Origin of the sequence: Parvularcula marina (genome assembly GCF_003399445.1) — a bacterium.
Taxonomy (GTDB): Bacteria; Pseudomonadota; Alphaproteobacteria; order Caulobacterales; family Parvularculaceae; genus Parvularcula; species Parvularcula marina.
The window spans coordinates 195964-221514 of the sequence record NZ_QUQO01000001.1 but is presented as its reverse complement, the minus strand read 5'-3'; the positions used below and the strand labels follow the sequence as shown (position 1 = coordinate 221514).

Sequence of the window (25551 nt, the reverse complement as noted above, 5' to 3'; positions counted from 1 at the left end):
ATTGAAGAAGATGAACTCTGACTATCCCACCCAGGACCGGATCCCCGCCTGCGCGGGGATGTGCGGAGGGAGGATTTTCAGTTAATTCTCAGACTTGAAAATTCTACTCCGCATACGCTTTATCTCCGCTTCGTAGCGCCCCGAGCGCAGGCGGAAGATCACGAGAAAAAGCCCCGACAGCGCAAAGATCAGCCCCGTGAGAGACGCCGTCTTGACCAGCGGATTGTTGAAATCATGCCGCTCGCCATAATCCATGATATGCAGCATCCAGAACGTATCATAGAGCCGCCAGACATTGTTGCGCCGCGCCGTGATCCGGCCATCCTCCGGCGAGATATAGATCCGCGTGCCGTGCCGATCATGGAGCTTCACCTGCCAGACGGGCAGGCTCCCCGCATAATCAAGCGGCGGGTCCGTTTCGATCAGGCGCACGGCGGCATCAGGGGCCTCGCCCATGTAATCATCCCGCGCAATTGCCAAAGCAAGGCGTTCATCAATCACGACAGGCTCAAGGCTTGTCGCATCGAGAAGCAGCGTAGCCGCTCCTGCCTCAAGATGAAAAACCGGGCTCCCCCGGAACATCTTCAGACGGATGACTTCCGGCTGGTGCTCTGCCAGCACCGGGGCAAGGTCGATCCTTGCATCCGCAAGGCTTATCCGGTCGGGGATGGCAGGCACCGCCCGCGTCTCCCCCCTCACCTCTTCGATAGGAAACCAGCTCATGATGACGCCGGACGCCATCCAGATGGCGACCTGCAGGCCAAGCAACAGTCCGGCCCACAGGTGAATGCGTGTGATTATCCGCTTCATCAGAAACGGTCTCAGAAGGATTTCTGCCAGCCAAGCGTGGCCGTCCAGTCGGTCTCAAGCTGGGGGCCATTGAGATCGCGGGAGACCGGGAACATGACTTCAAAAGCCAACCGGTGACCTTTGAGCGGTCCGTCCACGGCGTAAAGATTGATGCCGGGGCCAACCTCGACGGTCTCGCCGCCCTGAAAATCAGGGTTCGCCGTCTGGACAGGCGCCGCGATCATCGCATCGATGCCGTCAACTTCACCGATACTCATCGCCGTACCACGAAGGGAGAAAGAGACGCGCGGATCGGGCGACCATGCCCCCCAGGCAGTCAGTTGATGCTTGTCACCGAGCGCATAGCCCTCATCATTCTCATCAAGGCGGATGACGCCCGAATACTGCACCCCGCCGCCGAAACGCGCATCATGCGTCTTGTTGGTGAAGGTCAGGGACGGCAGGAGATCATAAGTTCCCGAGCCAAGCTGCATCGGATATGGCAGGCGCAGCTCCGGCATCGTGTTCATCGGTGAGAGCACCGTGTCCGTCTCATCGGTCGAACCGGTCGGCAGGGACAGCCCGATCCCACCATGGATCTGGGCGTGTTCTTCTTTCCAGATGCGGAACAGTGCCGTGACGGAGGTGTCGCCAAAGTCGCTGGCCTCGGTCGTGAATTCGCCCAGCTCATTGGTGCCCATCCCGCCCTGGAAGGTCAGGTGGTCCATCTCTTTGGTGACATAATTCCCCATCACCATGAGCGTGATATTGTCCGTGGGCGCATACATCGCCCCGACCATATGCATGGTCATCTGCATCTCCAGCGGCACGACGCGAAGCGTCGGCGGCATGCCGAAACGGTTGGGGATGGTGGTCGCGATCCGGGCCGGAGAGATACTGTCCGTGCCGATTCGGTTGCCTTCCATGTCCATGCGCATAGCGCGATAGGACAGCATCCACTCTCCCTTATTGTGGAGGTGGTCGCCCATCACACCGATGGGGCCATGATCAAGGGCGGAGGCGATATCGTCGGCAAGGGCGGACGAAATGGCGAGCGGGGCCACGCAAAGCGCGGCAAGACTGAGTTTGCGCATGGAAAAATCCTCTGTACTGCGACTGAAACGAAGAAAGTTGTTTCAGGCAGACAGAGGCGGTGCCCGGAGGCCGTGGATATGAACGGCGCGGGAGGCAGGCTGGTGCTGGGCGTCGATGGAGACAACGCGCAGCGGCGGCGCCCGCGGTTGTTGCGGCAGGGACCTTATCTCATCGGGCATGGCGGCAGTGACAACGCAGAAGGCGCAATGCGGCCCGCCGGAATTCTCCCCGTCCTCGCCGGAATTGTCACAATAGCCGGATGTCAGCAGGAGGAGGAATTCGATCGGATCATCCGCCGCCGCGATCGCCTGTTCGAAACTGCCGGCAGGCGGCATGACAGGCATGGAGGCGCGCGCATTCCCCGCCAGAACCAGCGCAAGCATGGTCAGGACAAGGAGCAGCGCCTTTGGACGCATCAGATGAGATGACAGATTGGTCACGGGGAGCAGCCCTAAGACAGCTCCCTCAGCGGTTCAATCGGCAAAATGTCCGCTCAGGCAGTGCCTGCCGTATCCGAGACCGCCGCATCGAGCGCTTCTTCGGCAGCCATGCCGCCCCAGATTGCGAAATTGAACGCAGGGTAGAAGCGCTCGAACGCATCCATCGCGCCGCGCAGAAGGATCTCCGCCTGACAGTCATCAATCGACTGACCGACCGGCAGAACCGCGCTGTTGCGATAGACGATGCCGCCCTCTTCGACATTGAGGTCGAAATGGCCGAACCACAGCCGCTCATTGACAAGCGCGAGGAGCTTATAGACTTCAGCCGCACGGGCTTTCGGCACGCGCATTTCGAGCGGCGCGCCAATCTGCAAAACCTGCGCTTCGGTGCGCCAGGCAAACCAGATCCCGACATCCCGCCAAGAGCCATTGAGGTTCACATGCAGCTCAGTCTCATCGATCCGCTGGGCATCCATATCAGCCCGCCGCGCAAAGACCTCGAGGGTTTCAAGCGGGTCGATCGCGGTAAATTCTTCGATTGTCGTCGCACTTGCTGCCATCGGTCTGGCTCCACACATCGCAGGGGGGCGCCCTGCACTACATCATACAGAATTGACTCGGGCCCCGGGCCAAGCGCTCATCGCTCATGTGAAAAAGTTCACAGGCATTACGGGGCTTTAGCCCGGCTCCCAACTTCCGGGCGTTATAGTATCCGATAACGGTTCTAGGCGTTCTTCTTGAGAGCGTCCAACTCGGCACGCAGTGCCTCGACCTCATCAAGCGCCCTGATCGCCATCTCGCGAACCACCTCGAATTCCTCGCGAGGGACAAGGTCCTGATCGGCGAGGAAGCGCTGCATCCCCGAATGCATCACGGTTTCCGCCTCTTTACGGACGCCATCCGCCATGCCGGCCGCTTCAGAGACCGCACGGGCAAAACCGTCGAGAACAGGATTTTTTGTCTGCATGGGAAGGCTCCAAACTTACTCACACCCCTCATGAAATAAGTATCATGGGAATGGATCACACCTTTTGCTCTTTCAGCGCTGCACGGTAAAGGGGCGGGGCTACGCGACAGTCATCAACCAAGGCCGCCAATGCCCTATCCCGAGATTGATCCCGTCTTCATTGGCCTGGGGCCTTTCCAGATCCGCTGGTATGCGCTGGCCTATATCGCCGGCATCGTTCTAGGCTGGTACTATTTGACGCGCCTTCTGCAACAGCCTGAGCGCTGGAAGGGACCGGGCGCGGTCCAGACCAAACCGCCGATCAACAAGACCCAGCTTGATGATGTTCTCTTCTTCGTCACCCTCGGGATCATTCTGGGCGGCAGATTGGGGTTCGTCCTCTTCTACCGGCCGGAAATGATGTGGAAGCCGTTTGCCGAATGGCCGCGCGTCTTTGGCAGCATTCCGGTGTGGGAGCCGCTGGCGATCTGGACTGGAGGCATGTCCTTTCACGGCGGGTTGATCGGGGTGGCGCTCGCCACGCTCTATTTCTCCCGCAAACACAAGATCAATCCGTTCGCCCTCGGCGATCTTTTTGCCTGCGCAGCACCGATCGGGCTGTTCTTTGGGCGGATCGCGAACTTCATCAATGGTGAGCTTTATGGCCGCCCATGGGATGGTCCTTGGGCAGTCAAATTCCCTTCCTATTATGACGATCAGACGGATTCTTGGGTCTACTCGCAGGACGCGGTGCCCCGGCACCCCAGCCAGCTTTATGAGGCGTTCCTAGAAGGGGTTGTCCTCTTCATCCTGATACGGATTGCGGTCACCCGTTTTGCGGTCTTACGCCTGCCAGGCATGGCGACCGGCCTTTTTGTGGCAGGCTATGGTCTCGCCCGGTTTTTCGTCGAATTCTTCCGCGAGCCGGATGATTATAAATTCGCAGGACCCTTGGGCTTTCTCACCCGCGGCATGATGCTGTCCCTGCCGATGGTGGCGCTTGGCACCTGGCTCGTCTGGCGGGCATGGAATCAGCGCAAGCTGGCCGCCGCATGACCAGTCAGACCGAACCGAAAACTCCGCCTTCCCCGACTCCCCTCGCCGAGCGGCTCCTCCAGTTGATCTCCGATCACGGGCCCATCACGGTCGGGGACTTCCTCGCCGATGCGCTTAGCCATCCCCAGCACGGGTATTACTCGACGCGCGATCCCTTCGGCACGCAGGGCGATTTCACGACCGCGCCGGAGATCAGCCAGATTTTCGGGGAGCTGATCGGCGCATGGCTGATCGAGTCATGGGAGGCAATCGGCGCGCCCTCGATTTTCCAGCTTGTCGAGTTCGGCCCCGGCCGCGGCACGCTGATGAAGGACATCCTCCGGGTCGGCCAGCTTCGCCCGAAATTCCTCGAGGCCGCCCGCATCACCATGATCGAAAATTCAGGCCGCCTGCGCCATGCCCAGCAGCGCGCGCTGGCCGAAGCCCATCCGCATATCGTCTGGCGGACCAGCCTCGATGACATCCCCAACGGCCCGCTCCTCGTGGTCGCCAATGAATTCTTTGACTGCCTGCCGATCCGGCAATTCGTCAAAGTCGACCTTGAGGGCGATCATCCGTGGCGGGAGCGCCTGGTCGGCAAGAACGAAGATGAGAGCGGCTTTGCCTTTGAACTCTCAGAAGCTGCCTATCCCGATCCGGCTGGCGTACCCTCTCCGGCCCCCGTCGAAGCGATCTTTGAAAGCTCGGACATCTCCCGGCGGCTGGTCGAAGACCTCAGCGATCGTCTTTTCCAGAACAAGGGACGGGTCCTGATCATTGATTACGGCCATGGCCGCTCAGGCTTTGGCGATACGTTCCAGGCCGTCAAACGCCATGAATATTGCCACCCGCTGGAGACGCCGGGTGAGGTCGATATCACCGCTCATGTCGATTTTGCCGCCCTTGCCCGAGCTGGACGCAGCGCAGGCGCGCGCGTTGATGGCCCCGTGCGGCAGGGAGATTTTCTCAATCGGCTCGGCTTCACCAACCGGCTTGATGTCCTTGCACGCGCCGCAGGAGATGAGGCTGAAAACCTCGTGACTGGCGCCCGCCGCCTGATCCATCCCGAAGAGATGGGCGAGCTCTTCAAAGTGCTCTGCCTCTCCTCGCCGGGCATGGCTGAGCCTGCCGGATTTTCGTGAGCCTGCCGGCCCGCACCTCCCCTCTACTCGGCCAGATCCCGCATGGTTTTTACGGCCGGGCGGGCGGCGTCAGTGAAGGCATTTATGCAGGTCTGAATGCCGGGCCCGGCTCCGGTGATGATCCTGCCGCCGTGGCCGAGAACCGGAACCGCATTCGCGACCATCTTGGAGCGGAGCATCTGGTCACGGGCTATCAGACGCATTCCACTATCGCTGCCTTCCTAGATGAGCCGCCTACTGAACAGGTCCGCGCCGACGCACTGGTCACCGCCACGCCGGGCCTTGCCATCGGCGTTCTTGCCGCCGATTGCGTGCCAGTCCTTTTCGCCGGAGACTGTCTCATCGGTGCAGCCCATGCCGGATGGCGCGGCAGCCTCGACGGCATCCTTGAGGCGACCATCGCCCTCATGGCCGAGAAAGGCGCGGGGGCCGATAGCCTCTCGGCCGCCATCGGTCCCTGTCTGCGGGCGCCTGCTTTCGAAGTCGGCGACGACCTTATCGACGAGGTGACTGGTAAATATCCGGTAGCGGAACGTTTCTTCTCCCCCGGGGAGCGCCCCGGCAAATCGATCTATGATCATGTCAGCTTCGTACGCTGGCGGCTCACCGAATCAGGCATCGACGAAGCCCGAATCGGGGACACGGGCGGATGCACGCTGACGACGCCAGAGGACTGGTTCAGCTACCGGGCATCGCGTGCCAATGGCGATGCAGATTATGGCCGGAACATCTCAGTGATAGCGCTATCTACAGGTTGAAATTCTGTCATACTATCTTCACAGAGACGCCGTCGCCCCCTGCCAGAGGACCCCTGCGCCATGAAACTCCTAGCCGGTAACGCGAACCCCAAGCTCGCCGAGGCCATCGGCCAGCGTCTCGACACCCCGCTCGCCAAAGCGCTGGTCCAGCGTTTTGCTGACAGCGAAGTCCGCGTCGAGATTTCCGAGAATGTCCGTGGTGAGGATGTCTTTGTCATCCAGTCGACCTCGCATCCGGCGAATGACTATCTGATGGAACTGCTGATCATGATCGATGCGCTCTCCCGCGCGTCGGCCAGCCGGATCACCGCCGTCATCCCCTATTTCGGTTATGCCCGTCAGGACCGCAAAGCCGGTCCCCGCACGCCGATTTCGGCCAAGCTGATCGCCAACCTGATCACCACCGCCGGGGCCGACCGCGTGCTGACGATCGACCTTCACGCCGGACAGGTTCAGGGCTTTTTCGATATCCCGACCGACAACCTCTATGCCGTCAAGGTCATGGAAGAGGCAATCCGCCGTCACCATGCGGATGAGATCGACCAGATCACTGTCGTCTCGCCGGATGTCGGTGGGGTGGTCCGGGCACGGACCCTTTCCTCGCGGCTCGACAATGCCGATCTTGCCATTGTCGACAAGCGCCGTCCGGCACCGGGCGAAGCAGAAGTCATGAACATTATCGGCAACGTGGATGGCAAGCATTGCGTCCTCTTCGACGATATCGTCGATTCAGGTGGGACGCTGGTAAAAGCCGCCGATGCGCTAGTCGCCAAGGGTGCAAAAAGCGTCTCGGCCTATGTCAGCCATGGCGTGCTCTCCGGCGATGCCATCTCTCGCGTGCAGAATGCCGAGAACTTGACCCGGCTCGTCGTCACTGACTCGATTGGCAATGAGGCCGGCAAGGCAGGCGCGGACAAGATCGAAACGGTTAAAGTTGATCTTCTCCTCGCTGAAGCGATCCGCCGGATCGCCAATGAGGAATCGGTCTCAAGCCTGTTTGACTGATCCGGTCCTCACCGGCACCGCCATCGGATCGCCGGACATATCGTCCGTCCCCATCACCTTGTCCCAGAAGCGGAAATAGAGCCCATAATTGCGGGCAAACCGCGTGTGGTGAAGATTGTGGTGCCGTGCGGTGATCAAATGCCGCCCAATCGGCCCATCAAGGAACGCCTTGGGCCAGATCTCCCAGCCCGTGTGATTGGCGACCGAATTGAATGTCATGATCATCAGGAGGGCGAGGAACGCCCCGATATGCATCGGGATGACAAAGGCCAGAGCCGGGATGAACCAGGCTGAGAGGATCGCCTCCCACGGGCTGAAACAAAAAGCCGCCCAGGATGTCGGCTGTTTGGAGACATGATGCGTCCGGTGGGTCGCGGCATAAAGCGCGGGGTGATGCATCATCCGGTGCGTCCAGTAGAAATAGGCGTCATGCAGGACGAGATAAATCAGGACACTGATCGGCATCCATAAGATATCCCCTATCCCGTTGATCGAGGTATACAAGGCTGTGCCGCCCCGTTTCCATTCGTCAATCAGGTAAGCTGCCGGCAGGGCATAGATGACCGAGACGCCCATTGAGGTCCGCGCCTCCCGCCACACCGTCTTCATGGTCGGCCGTTGTCTTGCCAGCCTCATGCCCGCAACTTTTTCCTCGGGCCGTCCCCAGATAGCACCATGGAAGATGCCGGAGACGATGACATAACGTACCCAGATGATCGCCAGCATGGCGACATAGGAGAAGGCAAATCCGCCCCAGCTCCAGCTCTGGGCATCCGCCATCAGGACTCCCCCTCTTCGACCGCTTCGAAGGGCTTTCTCATGACTTCCTTCTTAGCATAAATACCTTCGGCTTTCTGTGCGAGGATGCGGTCTCGGTCGCGCTCTCTGAACTCAGCCATGATGTCATCGATGGTGGAATCGGAGAAATCGAGGAACTGGAGGGTCTGGCGCGCCAGCATCAGGGAGCTTTCGAAAAGCTCCCTCACCCCGTAATCGGTTTTCACATCCATCATCTCGATTTCATGTAAGCGATCAAACAGCCGCACGAGAATGCGGACATTCGGGCAGCGCTCCCGGATCGCCTCGACAATCGGTTTCAGGCGCTCCCTTGCATTCAGGGTAAAGATGATCGCATCTACATCAAGCGCGCCGGCCTGCACCAGCAGGTTCACATTGGTGCCGTCTCCGAAATAGACCTTGTTGCCGAAATCCGCTGCTGCCCGGATCCGCCTTGGATCGGAATCAATCGCGATGGTCTCGACATTCGAGGAGAGCAGGATTTGGTTCACAAGTTGGCCCATCCGCCCATAGCCGACGACCAGCACCCGGCCGCGCACATCGGACAGGTCTTCTGATTCCTGCACCCCTTCGCGTTTCGGCATCGTCGCCCGGTTGACGGCGATCACCAGCATCGGCGTTGCGATCATCGACAATGTGACGATGGCGGAAAGAATGGTCGCCATTTCAGAGGTCAGGATCTCCCGCCCGACCGAGAGAGAGAAGACGACAAATCCGAATTCACCGCCCTGCGACAGGATCACTGCCGCCCGCGACGCGGTCCGCAGTTTGGCCCCGAAGATCAGCGCCAGCACAAACAGGATCGCGGATTTAAGGACGATCAGGCCAACAGCGGCAGCAAGAACAATTTGCCAGTTCGCAAAAACGATATCGAGGTCGACCTGCATCCCGACACCGATGAAGAAGAGGCCAAGAAAGACTTCACGGAAGGGTTCGATGTCGGATTCGATCTGATGACGGAACGTACTCTCGGCAAGAACGACACCGGCGAGAAATGCACCGAGCGCCATAGAGAGCCCAGCCCAGTCAACGATCAGCGCCGTGCCCGCGACCGTACAAAGCGCCGCAGCGGTGAAGGCTTCGCGTGAGCCAGATCGGGCGACCATCTGGAAGACAAAATCGACGACATATTTCGAGATCACGATGACCGCGATCAACGCGAGGACGGCGAGCGCCATGTCCTCCAACCCGAATGCCATCCCTTCCCCATCACCATTCATCCGTGCGGCAACGACCGGGATCGCAGCGAGCAGCGGGATGACGGCCATGTCCTGGAAAAGGAGGACCGAGAAGGCCTTCACCCCATAGCCGGTGTTCAACTCCCGGCGTTCCTCAAGCAGGCTCAGTGCAAAGGCCGTCGAAGAACAAGCGAGTGCAAAACCGATGATCAGCGAGGGGCCGGGCGCAAACAGTCCTGCGAAATGAAGCCCGCCTGCGATGACGAGGCCGGTCACGGTCATCTGGCTGAGCCCGAGCCCGAATATGGTCGTCCGTAATGACCATAATCGCCCGAAACTCAGCTCTAGGCCGATCACGAAGAGGAAGAGGACAACGCCAAGTTCGGCGACGTGAAAGACGCCTTCCTCCTGATGCAGGAGGCCGAAACCGGATGGGCCAAGCAGGATACCGGCGGCAAGAAAACCCAGTACGGTGCCAAGCTTGAGCTTACGGAACAGCGGCACGGCCACAGCCGTCGCGCCGAGGTAAATCGCAGCCTGAAACAGGAATTCGTTTTCAGTTCCGGTTGCCGCCAAGATATCCCCCTTGTTCAGATTGGGGCTATCTTAGACATGCTCCTTAATATTGGCACCCAGTGAGGCCATCAGTCCGGCAAAATTCGGAAAAGACGTCGCAATCATCTCACAATCATCGACCGTCACTGGCTCCGCCGCGCCAAGGCCGAGGATCAGCGACGACATGGCGATCCGGTGATCGTGATGCGTTTTGACGAGCCCGCCGCCTTTCGGCGTGCCGCCATCGATTTCGAGCCAGTCCTCGCCTGTCCGGCAGGTGACCCCATTCTCTGTCAGGAGCGCCGCCGTTGCGGCGAGCCGGTCCGATTCCTTGACCCGCAACTCATCAAGCCCTTCGAACCTTGTCGTCCCTTCGGCAAAGGCCGCAGCGACCGCGAGTATCGGGTATTCGTCGATCTGCGCCGGCGCCCGCTCCGGCCCGAGGTGAATGGCTTTCAGCGCGGATGAACGGACATGCAGATCGGCAATCGGCTCACCGCCTTCTTCTCGCTCATTCATTAGGCTCACTTGCGCGCCCATCTCGCGCAGGGTCTCGATAAAGCCGATCCGCGTCTCATTGATCAGGACACCGGGCAGCGTGATCTCCGATCCGGACAGGATGGCGCCAGCGACCAGCAGGAACGCCGCCGAAGACGGATCGCCCGGCACGGTCACTTTTGCCCCCTTCAGCTGCTGGCGTCCGGGCAGGGTCAGCTTCCGCCCCTCGCCCATCTCCTCGATCACGAGCTCCGCGCCAAAGGCCGGCAGCATGCGTTCGGTGTGGTCCCGGCAGAGGATCGGCTCCTCGATCACCGTGTCCCCTTCGGCCCCGAGACCCGCGAGCAGCACCGCGGTTTTGAGCTGCGCCGAGGCTTTCGGCAGCCTGTAGGTGATCGCGCGAAGGCTCCCGGCGGAGAGCGAAACCGGCAGGTGCCCTTCCGTCGATGTTCCCTCAAGGCCCATATCGCGCAAGGGCTCGAGCACCCGTTCCATCGGCCGGACCCGCAAGGAGGCATCACCTTCAAAACTCACGGCAACGCCCTGTCCGGCGGCGGCCCCCATCAGGAGGCGCACGCCCGTGCCGGAATTGCCGCAATAAATCATGTGATCGGGTGACTGCCATGGCCCGCCCTCAACCACGATCTCCTCACCCTCGCGCTCAACGCTCAGGCCGAAGCCGCGCAGCGCGGCGGCTGTCCGCATCACGTCATCGGCGGTCAGCAGGTTGCGAATCCGCGTCTGCCCCCGGGCCAGACCCCCGAAAATCAGCGCCCTGTGGGAGATCGATTTGTCCCCGGGCAGCACGGCCTCGCCCTTGAGCGGCCCACCCGGATGCGCGGTCATCGGTGTCGGCACAGGACCCCCTTCAGAAAAATGCGTCAGCGCTTTTGACAGTGGCCATAGGCTCTGGCAACACCGCCCTCTTCAGGGCATTCCAGCCCATTTTAAAAGAGATATTCCCCCAGCGGAGCAAGATACCCAGTGGCTAATGAAGAGCTTGGCACGAAGCGCGACTGCCCCGAATGCGGCACCCGTTTCTACGACCTGAAAAAAGATCCCGCCCTTTGCCCGAAATGCGGCAATGAATTCACCCCCGAACTCCTCCTCAAGCCGCGGCGCGCCCGGCCGGATGACGAAACCGCCAAGCCTGCGGCAGAAGCCGAAGAGGATGATGAGGACGAAACAGTAGACGAGGACGAAGTCGAGACCAGTCTCGACGATGCCGATGAGGATATGGCCGCGCCCAAGAGCAAGCGGAAATCCGGCCTCGCCGAAGAAGACGAAGAAACCGATGACGACGATGAAGACGATGAGGAAGACCTCAGCGATATCGACGACATCGATGTCGACATCGACGATGATGACGATGACACGCTACTCAATGATGATGACGAAGACGATGATCTCGGCGTCGCCATTCCCGGTGATCACGACGACGATCACGAGCGGTAAAGACTAAAAAAGGGCGCCTCCGGGCGCCCTTTTTGCTAGCCTCACCTCAGGATTCTCGATCTGGATCCTGCACCGAAGGTATAGAGGCTTTATGATTAGACGATACCTTTTGATGGGTTTGATCTTCGTCCCATCGCTATACCTCTTTTTCTCGTCGTATACTGATCCTACTTACACGCCTGATTTGCTATGGTTACGTGTTTCTTTTGGGGTGTTAGCCGGCACTTCCCTTGCAGGATTTTTCTATCGGCCATTTGCTATCATGACTTCAGTGGCAGCCGTGGGCTTATCCCTGTTTTTCGCCGCTGTGATGGGGTTCGTTCTTTATGCCGGGGGTGGTCCGACCGGAAACGGATCGTTCGAGGTAGACAGGTGGTGGTCACTGTCAGTGATCATCATACTTTTGGCGTTTACCGCCCTCGCTATCTCGGTCATCAGAAAATAGGAATTTATCAGCGGGGAATTATTCTTCCCCGCCGACCCTTGCGGCCAAGGCTGCGCCCATGAATTGGTCAAGATCACCATCAAGCACAGCATCCGGGGACGGACTTTCAACGCCCGTCCGCAGATCCTTCACCATCTGATAGGGCTGGAGGACGTAAGAGCGGATCTGGTGGCCCCAGCCGATTTCAGTCTTGGTCGCCGCCTTGGCGTTGGCCTCTTCTTCCCGCTTTTGAAGCTCAACTTCATAAAGACGGGCCCGGAGCATGTTCCAAGCGGTTGCGCGGTTCTTGTGCTGGGAGCGTTCGGACTGGCACTGCACGACGATGCCGGACGGCACGTGCGTGATCCTCACCGCCGAGTCGGTCGTGTTGACGTGCTGGCCGCCAGCACCTGAGGCACGGAACGTGTCGATCCGGCAGTCGCTCTCATTGATCTCGATCTCGATATTGTCATCGATCTCGGGGTAGACCCACACGGAGGAAAAGCTCGTGTGACGGCGGGCGTTTGAATCATAAGGGCTGATCCGGACAAGACGGTGCACGCCTGATTCGGTCTTCAGCCAGCCATAGGCATTGATGCCTTTGACGAGGACGGTTGCGGATTTGATGCCCGCTTCCTCGCCAGCCTGCTCCTCGATGATCTCGACCTTGTGGCCCTTGGCCTGCGCCCAGCGCACATACATGCGGTAGAGCATGTTGGCCCAGTCATTCGATTCGGTCCCGCCAGCCCCTGCATGGATCTCGACAAAGGCATTGTTGCCGTCCGCTTCACCGGACAGCAGCGCTTCGAGTTCCGCACGGGCGGCCTTTTCCCTCAGCGCCGAGAGCGATGCCTGAATATCGTCGATCGCCGCATCATCGCCTTCGGCCTCGGCCATTTCGGCGAGTTCAAGCGAATCATCGAGATCGGTCTGGATTTCGGAGAGCGCGTTGATCTGGTTCTCCAGATGGGTGCGCTCCTGCATCAGCTTCTGGGCCGTCTCCGGATCATCCCAAAGGGTTGGATCCTCGGCCTTGGCATTCAGTTCCTTGAGACGTTCGTTTGCGACGTCCCAGTCAAAGACGCCTCCTCAGCAGGGCCAGCGATTGCCGCACCTGCTCAGCGTCATGGGTGATTTCTGCGCGCATGTTTACTCCGTTACGCGGGGAATGAGCGTGCCGAGATAGGAAACTTCCCTCACCGGAGCAAGCACTCCGATTAACCCTTCATCTAAAAGGGGATTTTCTGTTACGCCGCATCCGGCAATGATATTGCATGGAGAGACGATCGGAAGGAGCGATGAAGCTTTTTCCGGGACAAGGGATGCACCAATGAAACAGCCGAAACTGCTGTTACCCGGGGACACGGTGCCAACATTCGTGGCCCCGTCCATGAAGAACCCAAAGTTTGCCTTTGATCAGGCAGGCGGACGTTATGTTGTTCTGGCCTTCCTCGGCTCGGCCAAACATGAGCCCTGTGCCAAAAGAGTTCAGGCGCTGTTCAAGCGGCCGGACCTTTTCAACGATGACAAATTCAGCTTCTTCGGCGTGACCTCGGACCAGAGCGATGTCTCTGAGGGCCGGATCGCCGAGCGCTATCCAGGCTATCGCTACTTCCTCGACTACGACAACAAGATCAGCCGCATTTTTGGTGTGACCCCGGCGGAAGAGGAAAAGGACGAGTATCCGCCCTACGTTCCGACCTGGTTCATCATCGATCCAGCTTTGCGGATCATGAAAGTCGTCCCGTTCCAGCGCGACGATCGCGATCTTGATGATCTGATCCCTTATCTTGAGAGCCTACCCCAGCCGCCCTCGAATTCGGCCGGGCTCGGGGTTGAAGCGCCGATCATGATGCTGCCGGATATTTTCGAGCCGGCTTTCTGTGAGCGCCTCATCAATCTTTATAAGGAGCATGGTGGCGAAGAGTCAGGCTATATGGTCGAGAAAGATGGCAAGACTGTCGCTGTTCTTGATGACTCCCATAAGCGCCGTCAGGATCACTGGATCACGGATCAGGAAATCATCCGCATGGCGAATGCGCGGATTCACCGCCGCATCGTCCCGCAGATCAAAAAGGCCTACCAGTTTGACGCGACCAAGATCGAACGTCACGTGGTTGCCCATTACGGTGCAGATACGGGCGGGCATTTCATGCCGCACCGGGACAATACTACACCGGGCACGGCGCATCGCCGCTTTGCGGTGTCGATCAACCTCAATAACGACTTTGAAGGCGGCGGGATTGGGTTCCCGGAATTCGGCAAGCGCTTTTACAAGCCGCCAGCCGGTGGGGCCGTCATCTTCTCTTGCTCTCTTCTGCACACTGTGTCGCGTGTGACGAGCGGCGAACGCTTTGCGTTCCTGCCCTTCATCTATGATACCGCAGCAGGCGAAATCAGACGGCAGAATATCGGCAGCATTGTCTCGGACATTGATGCCGATATGAAGAAACTGCCCGCCAAGGAAGAGGCTGGCGGGGTCTAGTAGATCCCGCCGAGATCATCCGTGATCCCCTCATCGCCGCGGCCTTCATTGGACGGATTGCCGTCCACATCGAAACGCCGCGTGCCGTAAATGTCATCTTCGGCCTTGAAGGCTTCGAGGATGACATTGGGATCGCCCGGATTGGCAGGCTTCCCTGTCTTGGCATTCACCCGGACAAGCCGGATGCCGGATGGCGCACGGAATGGCACGACCTCGCGGGTCGGCAGAACCTGCCCCATGAACTCACCGAATACAGGCGCGGAGACGTTCGAGCCGCCTTCCCCCTGACCCAGCGTCGCAGGCGTATCAAAGCCGATATAAACCCCTGCTGCGAGGTCGGGTGAGAAGCCGACAAACCACGCATCGTGATAGTCGTCGGTCGTCCCGGTCTTGCCAGCCAGCGGGAAACTTGAATCGATCTGGTTGTTTATGCCCGCACCGGTGCCCCGATCGATGACCCCTTCGAGGATGTGGACCATCTGATAGGCCGTCCGCGAATCGATGATCATTTCACGCTCATCAGCAAGAAGCGGCTCTGTCTGGCCACGCCAGTCAAGCGCGTTACAGTCAAAACAAGCCCGCTGGTCGCGCGCATAGATCGTCTCGCCATAACGGTTCTGGATGCGGTCAATGAACACCGGCTGGATCCGTTTGCCGCCGTTCACGAATTGCGAATAGGCGGTGGTGATCCGGGTCAGTGTCGTCTCCCCGGCCCCGAGGCTGATCGCAAGTTCCCGCGGCAGCTTGTCAGAGACCCCGAAGCGTTCGGCGATATCGATGATACGACCGATGCCGATATCCTGCGCCAGCCGCGCGGTCATCGTGTTCCGGGATTTTTCAATCCCTAGACGGAGCGTTGATTCGCCATAGAAGCGGCCGGCGACATAGTTGCCAGGCTTCCACCAGTCATCGCCCAGCGACGGCGCCACGAACGGCGCATCGAGCACGATCGAAGACGGCGTGTAACCAGCCTCTAGTGCTGCGGCATAAACGAATGGCTTGAAGGTCGAGCCCGGCTGACGCCATGCTTGGGTCGTCCGGTTGAACTCCGACAGGCCATAAGAGAATCCGCCGACCATCGCGAGAACGCGGCCCGTATGCGGGTCCATGGCGATGAAACCGCCATTGGCCGCCGGAATCTGTTCCAGCTCATATTGCGCATCCGGATTGGCGAGCGGCGGCGCTGGTGGTGCGACCTCGCCCTCAGCCAGCTCTTCTTCGGAAAGTTCGTCTGCAGGCTCCGGCGCGCGCGGTTTGCTCAGTGCCGTGATGAAGTCTTCACCGATCTCAGAGACATAGATGATCTCCCCGGCATTGAGCACTTCGCTGACGGTGGTGACTTCTGGTCCGCGTGTATCGGCACTGCCATATTCTCGGGCCCATTCGACACCCGCAAACGGGACCGTGCTCATCGACCCATCACGGAAACCGATCCGGGCGGCCTCATCCGTGACACTGAGCACGAGCACGAGGTGCCACGGCTCAAGGTCGTCACTGGCAAGGCGGTCCTTGATCAGCTGGTCCGATGTCTGACGAAGCGTTGTCTGCCACAGATAGCGCGGCATGGCCTCACCGGGTACGACCTCTTCTTCACGGGCATCAAGGTCAACGGGCAACTCAATCGTCGCAATCGCCCCGCGATAGCCGTGACGGCGATCATAGGCGGAGAGATGTTTGCGGAAGGCCGCCTGCGCGACCATCTGAAGCTCAGGGTCGAGCGTCGTACGGATCGAAAGGCCCGCATCATAGAAGGTCTCGGCGCCATAGAGATCTGAGACCTGCCGGCGAATTTCCTCGGCAAAATATTTGCCTTCAGAGTTCCGCGCCCCGAGCGGCGGCGCGAGCACGGCATCGAGCGGCTTGGCGCGTTCTTCCTCGAGTTCCTCTTTGGTCAGATGACCGTCTTCATGCATCCGGCCAAGGATCCAGTTACGACGCGCGAGTGCGCGGGCCTCATTGCGGACCGGGTGATAGCGGCTCGGCGCTTTGGCGAGCGTTGCAAGATAGGCCGCCTCGTGTGGCTCCAGCTCATCGAGCGGCTTTTCAAAATAGTTGAGCGCGGCTGCGGCCACGCCATAGGAGCGGTTCCCCAGATAAATCTCGTTGAGATAAAGCTCGAGGATATGGCCCTTGGAGAAGGTCTTCTCCATCCGACGGGCGATCATCGCCTCTTTCGCTTTCCGCTCGAATTTCTGGTCCGCGGTCAGAAGGAAGTTCTTCGCCACCTGCTGGGTGATCGTCGAGCCACCCTCCAGCGAATTGCCGGCCATTTTGTCAGGGATAAAACGGATCGCCGCGCGCATGATGCCGCGATAATCGAGCCCGTTATGGCCATAGAAGTTCTGGTCTTCTGCCGAAATGAACGCCTGTTTGACGACATCTGGAATGGCCGGCTCCGGCACAAAGAGGCGCCGCTCCCGTGCGAATTCAGCGACAAGAGAGCCGTCACCGGCATGAACGCGGGTCGTCACTTTAGGCTCGTAATTGGCCAACACCTGTTCGTCAGGCAGGCTCGGGACCAAGGACTGCACCCACATGAACACAGCGATGAACGCAATCAGTGCGGCCACGATGCCGACGGCAACGAGCCCCCCGAAGATCTTGAGAATGAGCCCCCAAGGCCCTTTCTTCTTGTCCCGCTTGGGTTTTTCGCGCTGATGGTCAGGGCGTTGGACGCCCCCGAGATTGTAGCTTTGGTTCATGAGCTGACGGGCCCTCTACGTCGCCCCCTTTATCGCAGCCTTTCGGCCCTCGGGACAAGCTCGGTTAAGGTGAAAATCATGGCAGATGCATGACGGCCACGCACTGCAATCTTGCAAAAAGATGTGAAATTGGGTGCAGCGCCTCCTGCCCCTTCTGCGTTAGACTATATGAAGGGGGCCACCTGACCTCACCAGGGGAGATAATATGGGGCTCAATACACCTTCGGAAACCGCCGCCGACCTCATCGTCGGGCCAACAGATCAGGGCATGGTTCGCATCTACATCACCGGTGAAGGTGTTGATCTACCTATGGATTTTGATCCGGATGACGCCGAGGCGATTGCCGAGGAGTTGATGGCGGCCGCAGCAACGGTGCGCGGACAAAAAGGAAACGGGAAGTCATGAAGAAGATCCTCATCGGCCTTGGCGCGCTGATCGCGCTGTTGGTCATCGCTGTTCTCGTAATCCCGATGTTCCTCCCGGCCTCGGTCTATAAGGACAAGATCGAAGCCGCCGCGAGCGAAGCTTTGGGCCGCGAAGTCCGAATCGGTGGCGCAACGAATGTCAGCATCTTCCCGGCCCATGTGACGGTGACCGGCCTGACCGTCGCCAATGCCGAAGGCTATGAGGCCGAATATTTCGCTAGCGTTTCCGAAGCCGATATCGGCGTCAAACTCCTCCCGTTGCTCAGAAAGCGGGTCGAAATCACGAAATTCCACCTCAAGGAACCGATCATCCGCCTCGAAGCGGGGGCGGATGGCGGCAACTGGGTCATGGGCGGCGCGCCCTCGTCTGAACCGGCGCCGGAGTCCACCGGCGGTCAGGGCGGCCTCAATGATGTGCATCTGGGCGACGTTCAACTGACCGATGGCGAAGTCACCTATAAGGGGACGGACGGCAAGGTCTGGACCGCGACCGACGCCGACCTGACCCTAACCCTCGACAGCCTCTCCGAGCCGCTCGGCCTCAAAGGCACGATGGTTGTGCAAGGCGAGCCCTCAAGCGTTGAAGCCAGCTTCACGACCCCGCGCCGTTATGCAGAGTATGGCGCCGCCGACATGGCGCTCAACATGACCGTGGGCGAGAACAAGGCTGACATGAAGCTCGCGTTGACCGATGAGCTTGCCTTTAACGGCGATCTCGATATCGACTTCCCGGCGCTGCGCAGCCTCTTTGCGCTTGCCGGAGCAGAACTTGGCACCGATCAGGGGTTCGAGCGTCTGCGCCTTGATGGCCCCGTCAGCGGCACGACCAGCCGTCTGGCCTTTGGTCAGGGGACGGAGCTTGAATTCGACGACATCAAGGGCACAGGCAATTTGACCATCGATGTCTCCGGCGCCCGCCCAAACATCACAGGTAATCTTGACCTCGGTACGCTGAACCTCATCCCCTATCTGCCGCCTGAGCCCGAAGAACTGGCCGCCGTTAAATCGGGCGATGCCAAATCCTTCCCGGCCTGGTCGGAAGAACCGATGGATTTCTCCGCCCTCGGTGCAGTCGATACCGATCTTTCGGTGAAGACCGACAAGGTGATCCTGCCGTCGCTTGAGATCGGTGAGAGTGACCTGAACATGCGTGCGCGCAATGGCGACGTGCTCGTCACCGTGAACCAGACCTCACTTTATGGCGGGACGGGGAAAGGCACCGTTCGGATGAATGTCGCCGGCACACCGCGCATCGACATGAATATGGCACTCTCCGGCGTGAATGCCGGCACGGTGGCAAAAGAAGTCGCTGGCATTACCCGCCTCAACGGCATCGGCGATATCTCGCTGACCAATCTTTCAGCCAGTGGCCGGTCACAGGCGGAACTTGTCCGTAATCTGAATGGCGATATCTCGCTCGATCTCAATGACGGGATCATCAAGGGGATCAATCTTGGCAAGATCGGCCGCTCAGCAGTGCAGACTTATGACCAGCTGACAGGCGAAGGCGGCGGGCTCAACGCTGCAAACGCCCTTTCCGCTTTTGATGCGATCATCAATCAGGCCCGCGGGCCGGCGGAAGAAACCGACTTCTCCGACCTCCTCCTTGGGCTGACGGCACGGAATGGTGTCGTCACCGCCCAGCGCCTCAGTCTTGCTGGCCCTTATTTTGAAATCTCAGGGGATGGCGAGGTCAATCTGCCGAACCAGACCATGCGGATTTCGCTGACGCCGGTCATTTCCGCCGAAGGTACTGAGCTTCGCCGTGCCCTGCCCGTACCGATCCAGGTCAGCGGCAGCTTCAACCAACCCAAAGTCGGCATCGACGCGCAGAGCATCATCAATCGGGCCGTTCAGGACCGTCTTGGCGGCGCGCTTGGCAAGGCCGGTGTCGAAGTCGCCCCCGGCCAGTCGGTCGAAGATGCACTTCGCGGACGAGCAGAAGAAGAGCTCCGTAATCGTCTCTTCGGTAAGGACGACGAGGATGAAGCCGCCGATGAAACAGACGGCGCGAGCGAAGAAATAAGCTCCGAAGCCAAACCCAAAAGCGCTGAAGAAGAGCTGATCGAGACGGGTCTTGGCGCCCTTTTCGGCTCAAAGAAAAAATCTGAGCCGAAAACTGAAGAGGATGATGGCGGCAATTAAACTGCCATCGCCTTCGGCCCCTTACGTCTCAAATAGAACGTCAAATGAGCTGGAATGCGCATATACAAGCATTGTTGCCAGTAGGCTGAAAGATGAGGGGCGTTATTGCCATGACCAGAACGGTTGGGTAACGCTATTTCTATGGAAGAACCTCAAGATCTCGAAAGCCGGTTCACTGAAGTTTTTCAGTCAGTATTCCTTTGGGGTGTTGGTGCCCTGGAGCTGACTCTGGTTCTTTATACGCTGTATATGGAATTCGTGACAGGCACGGGTCCATCTCTGCTATCAACCGTCTTGCCTTTAAGTGTCGTCATCGCGGTCGCCTGGGCTGTTCTAGCGGTGTTGATCACACTAGTCTTTCTCGGCATTAAAAATCGTCTCAGACGGACAAAGCGCTAATTGCTCATCCGAAAAACCATTGCCTGAGCGTATTTAGTCTCCACAAAGACCGTAACACCTCGAGCACATGTCCGGGCGTATGAAGATTTCCTTCTACGCCGTAACCTGACGGCAAACGTCAGCTACTGGTTATGCGTCCAAAACCTACGACGCTGTTGGCAGCTTGTAGTCGGCAAATGTCTTGCGCAGCTCGGTCTTGAGAACTTTGCCTGTCGCCCCCAGCGGAATATTCTTCACGACCTTGATATCGTCCGGCCAGGAAATTTTCGGCAGACGGTCTCTGGTGAATTGCAGCACGTCTTCGGGCGTTGCCTTGGCGTGAATATCCATTTGTACGATGAGCAACGGACGCTCTTGCCATTTCGGATGCGGCATGCCGATAACGGCAGCATTCTCGACATCCGGATGAGACAGGGCCGCATTCTCGATCTCGATGGTTGAGAGCCATTCTCCGCCAGACTTGATGGCGTCTTTTGCGCGATCGGTGATCTGCATACGGCCATCCTTGTGGATCACCGCCACATCGCCCGTATCGAACCAGCCATCAGCCGTCAGCGTCGGTTCGTCATGCAGATAGTATTCAGAGAGGACCCAAGGCCCGCGGACCTGAAGGTGACCGTCCGTTTCCCCGTCATGCGGGAGGACCTCACCCGTTGGGGAGACGATCCGCATATCGACCAGCGGCACAGGCTTGCCTTGCTGGAGCTGTTTCTTGATCCGCTCGTCTTCGGGCAGATCGAAGAAGCCTTCTTCCTCGAAATTGGTCGTCCCGACCGGCGACATTTCCGTCATGCCCCACCCTTGACGCACACGAACGCCCAGCCTCTCGAACCCGCGAATGATCCGTTCAGAGAGCGCAGAACCGCCACTCAGGACATATTTGAGGGTCGAAAATTTGAACCCATTGTCCTCGACATGCTTGAGCAGATTGAGCCAGAGTGTCGGTACACCCAGTGAATAGGCCGTACCCGTCTCTTCGATCATATCGTAAAGTCTTGGCGCATCCAGACCCGGTCCCGGCAGGACCAGCTTCGTGCCGCCAAGGAGCGCCGAGAAAGGCAGACCCCAGGCATTCACATGGAACATCGGCACCACAGCCATCACCGGTTCATCCGGTGCAAATCCGACAACGGAAGGCAGCGATGTCACCAGCGCATGAAGCACCTGTGAACGGTGGGTATAAACTACGCCCTTGGGCTTACCCGTCGTCCCGGACGTATAGCACATGCCGCAGGACGTGTTCTCATCAAAGCTCGGCCAGTCATATTCTTCAGGCAGACCTTTCATCAGGTCATCCTGCACACTGACGGGTTTGCCTGCGAAATCTGCTGGAACTTCTTCATTGCCCGGCGACATTGCAATGTAGCGTTCGACCTTGGGCAGATGCGGTGCGAGCCCTTCAGCCAGCGGCTTGAAGGTCTCATCATAGAAGACCACCTTGTCGCCCGCATGGTTCATCACATAGGCCGCGTTCTCCGGCCCGAGACGGGGATTAATGGTGTGACAAACGGCCCCGATTCCGGCCACGGCATAATAAAGTTCAAGCTGACGATAGGTATTCCAGGCCATGACGCCGACCCGATCGCCCTCTTCGATGCCCATCGCCTTCAGCGCATGGGCAAGCTGTGCGATACGGGCACCGGCTTCACGGAAACTGTAAGAATGGATACCGCCTTCAACGAGACGCGAAACGATTTGCTGGTCAGGGGAATTTCGAAGCCCGTGCCGCAACAGATCCGTCGTCAAAAGCGGCGTATCCATCATGTAACCCAGCATCGTCATTTCCTTCCTGATCGGCTCCGGTCATCGCCGGAACTCATTCATCTCTGTAGCACGCCGGAGACCGGCACATGACACAAGAGGGTCCAGCGCTATCCGTCATCATCGTCAACTACAACTCAGGCGAACGTCTCACCCGGGTTTTCGCGGCGCTCGACCGCCAGACATGGCGTGATTTCGAGACCTTGCTCGTCGACAATGCTTCGAGCGATGACAGCGCGTCTCTCGCGGCAGAATATCCTCATCTTGTCACCGTAAAGATGTCGCCGGTCAATACCGGTTTCGCAGGTGGCGTGATGATCGGTGCGGCCATGGCGAAAGGCGAATGGCTGGTCGTCCTGAACCCCGATGCCTATCCCGAATCAGACTGGCTCGAAAAGCTGATGGCCGCCGCGATGGAATATGGCCCCGAGACCCTGCTCGGCTCGGTCCAGCTCACCGAAGACGAAGAGGACCGCTTAGACGGGCTCGGCGATGTATATCACATGAGCGGCGTCGCCTGGCGCGGAGGTTTCGGGAAATCCGCCGCGCTGACCCCGACCGAAGACCGGGAGATTTTTGCGCCCTGCTTTGCCGCTGCGGCGCTTCATCGGGAACGGTTCCTTTCACTCGGCGGGCTCGATGAAGACTTCTTCTGCTATCACGAGGATGTCGATTTCGGCTTCCGCCACCGGCTGGCAGGTGGACGCGCCGTTCTGGTCCATGATGCGATCGTTCATCATGAGGGATCGGGGATCACGGGTCGATATTCGGACTTCACCGTCTTTCACGGCATCCGCAACCGGATGTGGACCTTTGTGAAGAATACCCCCCTCGCGCTGATGCCGGTCATGTTGCCGGCCTATCTCTTTTTCAGCGCGGGCTTCCTGTTACGTTCCTTCATGCTGGGGATCGGCAAGCCCTATATGCGCGGCTTTGCGGCAGGCGTGAAAGGCTTGCCCCGTATGCTGAAGAAACGCGGCGAGGTGCAGAAGACAAGAACGGCGGCGCTGGGCCGGATTGCCGGTATCCTGAACTGGTCCCCGATTGCGCCCTTCCGCCGGGCGCCAGACCTCAGACCGATCTCGCCGCCGCAGCCATGAGGTGATCGATGGTCTCCTGATCATCAGGGAAGCCAGCAGCGATCCAGGCCTTCTCGAAATATTGCTGGGCCGCCCCGACTTTGGGGCCTTTAGGGACGCCATGCGCCACGAAATCCGCCCCCTTCAGCGGGAAATGCGGTACCGGGAGCGTCATCACCTCATGGAAATAGTCTTTGTCGACCGGCCGTGCCTGCATGGCCCCGGCGAGGTGGCAGCCTTTCTCCGACATCTCCCGACCATGCCGATAGAGAAGGAATTGCGGCGGGATCTCCTCGATGACATCCTTCACGGTACGACGTAAAATGTCGACTTCATCGAGGGTCGCATTTGCCGGTTTGAAGGCAGTTTGGAATGTCTCTCGCGCAGCCTCCGGCCAGAGCGAAGCGAGCCCTTCGGCGGAACTCATCGGATGGCCAATCGCCTCATGCAGCCTGTCATAGATTTCTGGGTCCGCCCGCGATGGGCAGATATGGGACAGAACGCTCGCCTTCGCCGCCTTGCGCAAGGCCAATGGCGACCGCTTGGCATGGAACAGGCGGGAGATTTCATTCCAGATCCGCTCGCGGGAGAGATGGTCGATCCCGTCTTTGAGTTTCACGCAAGCCGCCCACCCGTCCTCATCGAGGTCGCGGGCAAAGCGCGTTGAAAACCTCAGAAAGCGGAGGATACGCAGATAGTCCTCGCGGATGCGGGCCTCGGCATCACCGATGAAACGGACCCGGCCTTCGGTCAGGTCATCCTGCCCGCCATGATAGTCATGGATGGTGCCGTCCTTAGATAGATAGAGCGCATTGATCGTGAAATCCCGGCGCCCGGCATCCTCCTCCCAATCCTCCGTGAACGCCACAACCGCGCGGCGGCCATCGGTTGCGACATCCGCCCGCAAGGTCGTGATCTCGTAAGGGATGCGGTCAATCACCGCCGTGATCGTCCCATGCTCGATCCCTGTCGGAATATGCCGGATATCCGCTTCGCTCAGCACTTCCATGACATCTTCGGGAAGAAGGGTCGTTGCGATATCGATATCCGTCCGGCCCTGATGGCCCGGCGGAAAGCCGAGCAGGCTATCCCGGACACAGCCGCCGACATAACGCGACGTGCCCGTCCTATTTAGATGATACATGATGCGCGAGGGCGCCGCCTCCTTCATCCAGGAGAAGTCGGCGTCTTCAAACGCGCTCACGGCGCGACGGGCTGGCCGTTCCAGGCCAGTGCCAGCGTATGCAGGATCCCCGCCGTCAGCCCCCAAATATGACGCTCCGTTCCCGCATCATCGTAAGGAATGGCATACATCCGGTAATCTATGCCGCGGAACGCCTTGTCGATCACGATGTGATTGCCAAGGTCGGTCAGGAAGGAGAGCGGGACCTCGAAGGCCTCATCTACTTCGCGCGTGCAAATCCTAATTTCAGGCGGAGTGCGGACGATCCCGACGACCGGGGTCACCCGGTAGCCAAGCCCGCCATGATGTTCACCGAAGACCGAGGCCACTTCGACAGCATCGGCGGGCAGGCCAACTTCCTCGCTGGCTTCACGCAAAGCGGTCTCAACTGGCCCCTGATCCCCGTCTTTCGGGCCGCCACCTGGAAAGCTGATCTGCCCGGCATGGGAGGGCATGGTCGGTGAGCGGACCGTAAAAAGGACAGTGTGCCCCTGCGGACGGTTGAGGACGGGGATCAGGACCGAGGCGGGACGCGGGTTTTGCGGCGGCGATTTAAGGATCGGTGAGTAATCCCGATCAGGATTGAGCTCATGGAAGAGCGGCCGTTCGGCTTGCCCGGCAGCAGTCCGCCCCAGCGCCAAAAGCCTGTCCTCGATGCTCTCCATCTTTACGGCGGCCCTCATGCGACGGCTCCCAATTCGTAATCCAGACCCGCACTCGACACATAAAGCGAACCGTCTTTCTCCCACGATTCTTCATTGATGAGACGGTAATAGGCAGGCCGCGCAAAGCGCGCCCAGAGGTCACCGCGAATGCGAACATAGGGGCGCGGCGCGTCATCGCCGTCGTCGCCTGCGCGCATCTCCAAAGGATGATCAGGGCCGATCAGCGCCTCGTCACCAACATTGGTGCGGGCACGGAGAAGCTCACCTTCCCGGTCGATATCGACCACGAGGAAGGGCACGTCCTCAACCTCAATGCTGATCTTCTCGACCGGCGTGACAAGGACATAACCGTCCTCATCTTTACGCAGGACACGGGAGAGAAGCCGCACCAGCGCCGGGCGTCCGATCGGCGTGCCCTCATGAATCCACGCGCCATCCTCCCGGATGACGAGATCCATTTTGCCGCAATGGGTGGGATGCCACTTCTCGACCGGCAGGTCGGCAGCGTCCTCCACGCCCTCCAGCGAAGCTGATATGCGGCTGATATCCATAGGCTTACAAGGTGCGCTCCCTCCCCGCAGGGTCAAG

General features: G+C 59.4%; 23 protein-coding genes. 9 read left to right on the top strand and 14 right to left on the bottom strand.

The annotated features are described in order from the left end of the window. Nucleotides 1-81: 81 nt before the first annotated feature. The 5 genes from DX908_RS01055 to DX908_RS01035 all read right to left on the bottom strand — a co-directional run bounded on the left by DX908_RS01055 (nt 82) and on the right by DX908_RS01035 (nt 3291). The gene (locus DX908_RS01055; RefSeq protein ID WP_116390620.1) at nt 82-810 is read right to left on the bottom strand and encodes a PepSY domain-containing protein; all 729 of its coding nucleotides are present in this window, start codon (nt 808-810) and stop codon (nt 82-84) included. Nucleotides 811-821: 11 nt separating this feature from the next. Next, nucleotides 822-1883: a transporter family protein gene (locus tag DX908_RS01050; protein ID WP_116390619.1), complete on the bottom strand. Its 1062-nt coding sequence runs from the start codon at nt 1881-1883 to the stop codon at nt 822-824. Between the two features lie 42 nt (nt 1884-1925). Next, the gene (locus DX908_RS01045) at nt 1926-2324 is read right to left on the bottom strand and encodes a hypothetical protein (protein WP_116390618.1); all 399 of its coding nucleotides are present in this window, start codon (nt 2322-2324) and stop codon (nt 1926-1928) included. A 53-nt stretch (nt 2325-2377) separates the two neighbouring features. After that, nucleotides 2378-2884: a type III secretion system chaperone family protein gene (locus tag DX908_RS01040; RefSeq protein WP_158548394.1), complete on the bottom strand. Its 507-nt coding sequence runs from the start codon at nt 2882-2884 to the stop codon at nt 2378-2380. A gap of 164 nt (nt 2885-3048) precedes the next feature. Then, the gene (locus tag DX908_RS01035; protein ID WP_116390616.1) at nt 3049-3291 is read right to left on the bottom strand and encodes an accessory factor UbiK family protein; all 243 of its coding nucleotides are present in this window, start codon (nt 3289-3291) and stop codon (nt 3049-3051) included. Between the two features lie 129 nt (nt 3292-3420). On the opposite strand from DX908_RS01035, the gene lgt reads away from it, so the two are divergent. The 4 genes from lgt to DX908_RS01015 are packed head-to-tail and all read left to right on the top strand — an operon-like array spanning nt 3421 to nt 7210. Beyond that, the gene (gene lgt, locus DX908_RS01030) at nt 3421-4326 is read left to right on the top strand and encodes a prolipoprotein diacylglyceryl transferase (protein WP_116390615.1); all 906 of its coding nucleotides are present in this window, start codon (nt 3421-3423) and stop codon (nt 4324-4326) included. Then, nucleotides 4323-5447, top strand: a complete 1125-nt coding sequence (locus tag DX908_RS01025; protein ID WP_116392932.1) for a class I SAM-dependent methyltransferase — start codon at nt 4323-4325, stop codon at nt 5445-5447. Before lgt ends, DX908_RS01025 begins: the two co-directional genes overlap by 4 nt. Then, nucleotides 5444-6205 carry a peptidoglycan editing factor PgeF gene (pgeF, locus tag DX908_RS01020; RefSeq protein ID WP_199564545.1) on the top strand — a complete coding sequence of 254 codons (762 nt, stop codon included), beginning with the start codon at nt 5444-5446 and terminating at the stop codon, nt 6203-6205. The genes DX908_RS01025 and pgeF overlap by 4 nt, the downstream gene beginning before the upstream one ends. A gap of 60 nt (nt 6206-6265) precedes the next feature. Then, nucleotides 6266-7210, top strand: a complete 945-nt coding sequence (locus DX908_RS01015; RefSeq protein WP_116390614.1) for a ribose-phosphate pyrophosphokinase — start codon at nt 6266-6268, stop codon at nt 7208-7210. On the opposite strand, the gene DX908_RS01010 is transcribed toward DX908_RS01015, so the two are convergent. Genes DX908_RS01010 through aroA form a run of 3 tightly spaced genes read right to left on the bottom strand, consistent with a single transcriptional unit; the run spans nt 7193 to nt 11085 of the window. Next, entirely contained in the window at nt 7193-7990 is a 798-nt protein-coding gene (locus tag DX908_RS01010) for a sterol desaturase family protein (protein WP_116390613.1), read from the bottom strand. The two genes, DX908_RS01015 and DX908_RS01010, sit on opposite strands and share 18 nt — an antisense overlap. Beyond that, nucleotides 7990-9762 carry a monovalent cation:proton antiporter-2 (CPA2) family protein gene (locus tag DX908_RS01005; RefSeq protein ID WP_116390612.1) on the bottom strand — a complete coding sequence of 591 codons (1773 nt, stop codon included), beginning with the start codon at nt 9760-9762 and terminating at the stop codon, nt 7990-7992. The genes DX908_RS01010 and DX908_RS01005 overlap by 1 nt, the downstream gene beginning before the upstream one ends. A gap of 30 nt (nt 9763-9792) precedes the next feature. Next, nucleotides 9793-11085, bottom strand: coding sequence for a 3-phosphoshikimate 1-carboxyvinyltransferase (gene aroA / locus DX908_RS01000; protein WP_116390611.1), 1293 nt, complete (start codon nt 11083-11085; stop codon nt 9793-9795). Nucleotides 11086-11223: 138 nt separating this feature from the next. On the opposite strand from aroA, the gene DX908_RS00995 reads away from it, so the two are divergent. After that, the gene (locus DX908_RS00995; RefSeq protein WP_116390610.1) at nt 11224-11694 is read left to right on the top strand and encodes a TIGR02300 family protein; all 471 of its coding nucleotides are present in this window, start codon (nt 11224-11226) and stop codon (nt 11692-11694) included. A gap of 463 nt (nt 11695-12157) precedes the next feature. Here the strand turns inward: DX908_RS00995 and prfB are convergent. Continuing rightward, nucleotides 12158-13265 (bottom strand): peptide chain release factor 2 gene (gene prfB / locus DX908_RS00985; protein WP_116390608.1). Its coding sequence is split into 2 segments (ribosomal slippage): nt 12158-13195 and nt 13197-13265, totalling 1107 coding nucleotides; the frame shifts between segments, so codons are not numbered across the junction. 183 nt (nt 13266-13448) lie between these two features. On the opposite strand from prfB, the gene DX908_RS00980 reads away from it, so the two are divergent. After that, nucleotides 13449-14603 carry a redoxin domain-containing protein gene (locus tag DX908_RS00980; RefSeq protein WP_116390607.1) on the top strand — a complete coding sequence of 385 codons (1155 nt, stop codon included), beginning with the start codon at nt 13449-13451 and terminating at the stop codon, nt 14601-14603. Here DX908_RS00980 and DX908_RS16390 read toward each other — a convergent pair. Continuing rightward, nucleotides 14600-17305 (bottom strand): penicillin-binding protein 1A, encoded by a 2706-nt coding sequence (locus DX908_RS16390; RefSeq protein ID WP_199564544.1) that lies wholly within the window; start codon nt 17303-17305, stop codon nt 14600-14602. The two genes, DX908_RS00980 and DX908_RS16390, sit on opposite strands and share 4 nt — an antisense overlap. 205 nt (nt 17306-17510) lie before the next feature. Here DX908_RS16390 and DX908_RS00965 point away from each other — a divergent pair, with 205 nt between their 5' ends. Beyond that, nucleotides 17511-17711, top strand: a complete 201-nt coding sequence (locus DX908_RS00965) for a DUF6324 family protein (RefSeq protein WP_116390606.1) — start codon at nt 17511-17513, stop codon at nt 17709-17711. Further along, nucleotides 17708-19876, top strand: a complete 2169-nt coding sequence (locus tag DX908_RS00960) for an AsmA family protein (protein ID WP_116390605.1) — start codon at nt 17708-17710, stop codon at nt 19874-19876. Before DX908_RS00965 ends, DX908_RS00960 begins: the two co-directional genes overlap by 4 nt. Nucleotides 19877-20419: 543 nt before the next feature. On the opposite strand, the gene DX908_RS00950 is transcribed toward DX908_RS00960, so the two are convergent. Further along, a complete protein-coding gene (locus DX908_RS00950) occupies nt 20420-22051 on the bottom strand; it encodes a long-chain fatty acid--CoA ligase (RefSeq protein ID WP_116392930.1) in 1632 nt (543 codons plus the stop codon). A 74-nt stretch (nt 22052-22125) separates the two neighbouring features. On the opposite strand from DX908_RS00950, the gene DX908_RS00945 reads away from it, so the two are divergent. Next, nucleotides 22126-23136: a glycosyltransferase family 2 protein gene (locus DX908_RS00945; RefSeq protein WP_116390603.1), complete on the top strand. Its 1011-nt coding sequence runs from the start codon at nt 22126-22128 to the stop codon at nt 23134-23136. Here DX908_RS00945 and DX908_RS00940 read toward each other — a convergent pair. Genes DX908_RS00940 through DX908_RS00930 form a run of 3 tightly spaced genes read right to left on the bottom strand, consistent with a single transcriptional unit; the run spans nt 23108 to nt 25514 of the window. Next, on the bottom strand, nt 23108-24319 hold the full coding sequence (locus DX908_RS00940; protein WP_147303685.1) for a CCA tRNA nucleotidyltransferase: 1212 nt from the start codon (nt 24317-24319) through the stop codon (nt 23108-23110). The two genes, DX908_RS00945 and DX908_RS00940, sit on opposite strands and share 29 nt — an antisense overlap. After that, complete coding sequence (locus DX908_RS00935) at nt 24316-24981, bottom strand: CoA pyrophosphatase (RefSeq protein ID WP_116390601.1); 666 nt, start codon at nt 24979-24981, stop codon at nt 24316-24318. Before DX908_RS00935 ends, DX908_RS00940 begins: the two co-directional genes overlap by 4 nt. Continuing rightward, nucleotides 24978-25514: a DUF1285 domain-containing protein gene (locus DX908_RS00930; RefSeq protein ID WP_116390600.1), complete on the bottom strand. Its 537-nt coding sequence runs from the start codon at nt 25512-25514 to the stop codon at nt 24978-24980. The genes DX908_RS00935 and DX908_RS00930 overlap by 4 nt, the downstream gene beginning before the upstream one ends. Between the last annotated feature and the right edge of the window lie 37 nt (nt 25515-25551).

Coding starts and splice junctions, on each gene's coding strand:
- DX908_RS16390 (WP_199564544.1), bottom strand. CDS start 17,305: ATGAACCAAAGCTACAATCTCGGGGGCGTCCAACGCCCTGACCATCAG.
- DX908_RS00980 (WP_116390607.1), top strand. CDS start 13,449: ATGAAACAGCCGAAACTGCTGTTACCCGGGGACACGGTGCCAACATTC.
- DX908_RS01050 (WP_116390619.1), bottom strand. CDS start 1,883: ATGCGCAAACTCAGTCTTGCCGCGCTTTGCGTGGCCCCGCTCGCCATT.
- DX908_RS01015 (WP_116390614.1), top strand. CDS start 6,266: ATGAAACTCCTAGCCGGTAACGCGAACCCCAAGCTCGCCGAGGCCATC.
- aroA (WP_116390611.1), bottom strand. CDS start 11,085: ATGACCGCGCATCCGGGTGGGCCGCTCAAGGGCGAGGCCGTGCTGCCC.
- DX908_RS01040 (WP_158548394.1), bottom strand. CDS start 2,884: ATGGCAGCAAGTGCGACGACAATCGAAGAATTTACCGCGATCGACCCG.
- DX908_RS01055 (WP_116390620.1), bottom strand. CDS start 810: ATGAAGCGGATAATCACACGCATTCACCTGTGGGCCGGACTGTTGCTT.
- lgt (WP_116390615.1), top strand. CDS start 3,421: ATGCCCTATCCCGAGATTGATCCCGTCTTCATTGGCCTGGGGCCTTTC.
- DX908_RS01035 (WP_116390616.1), bottom strand. CDS start 3,291: ATGCAGACAAAAAATCCTGTTCTCGACGGTTTTGCCCGTGCGGTCTCT.
- DX908_RS01025 (WP_116392932.1), top strand. CDS start 4,323: ATGACCAGTCAGACCGAACCGAAAACTCCGCCTTCCCCGACTCCCCTC.
- DX908_RS00965 (WP_116390606.1), top strand. CDS start 17,511: ATGGGGCTCAATACACCTTCGGAAACCGCCGCCGACCTCATCGTCGGG.
- DX908_RS00935 (WP_116390601.1), bottom strand. CDS start 24,981: ATGAGGGCCGCCGTAAAGATGGAGAGCATCGAGGACAGGCTTTTGGCG.
- DX908_RS00945 (WP_116390603.1), top strand. CDS start 22,126: ATGACACAAGAGGGTCCAGCGCTATCCGTCATCATCGTCAACTACAAC.
- DX908_RS00950 (WP_116392930.1), bottom strand. CDS start 22,051: ATGCTGGGTTACATGATGGATACGCCGCTTTTGACGACGGATCTGTTG.
- DX908_RS01010 (WP_116390613.1), bottom strand. CDS start 7,990: ATGGCGGATGCCCAGAGCTGGAGCTGGGGCGGATTTGCCTTCTCCTAT.
- DX908_RS00960 (WP_116390605.1), top strand. CDS start 17,708: ATGAAGAAGATCCTCATCGGCCTTGGCGCGCTGATCGCGCTGTTGGTC.
- DX908_RS00930 (WP_116390600.1), bottom strand. CDS start 25,514: ATGGATATCAGCCGCATATCAGCTTCGCTGGAGGGCGTGGAGGACGCT.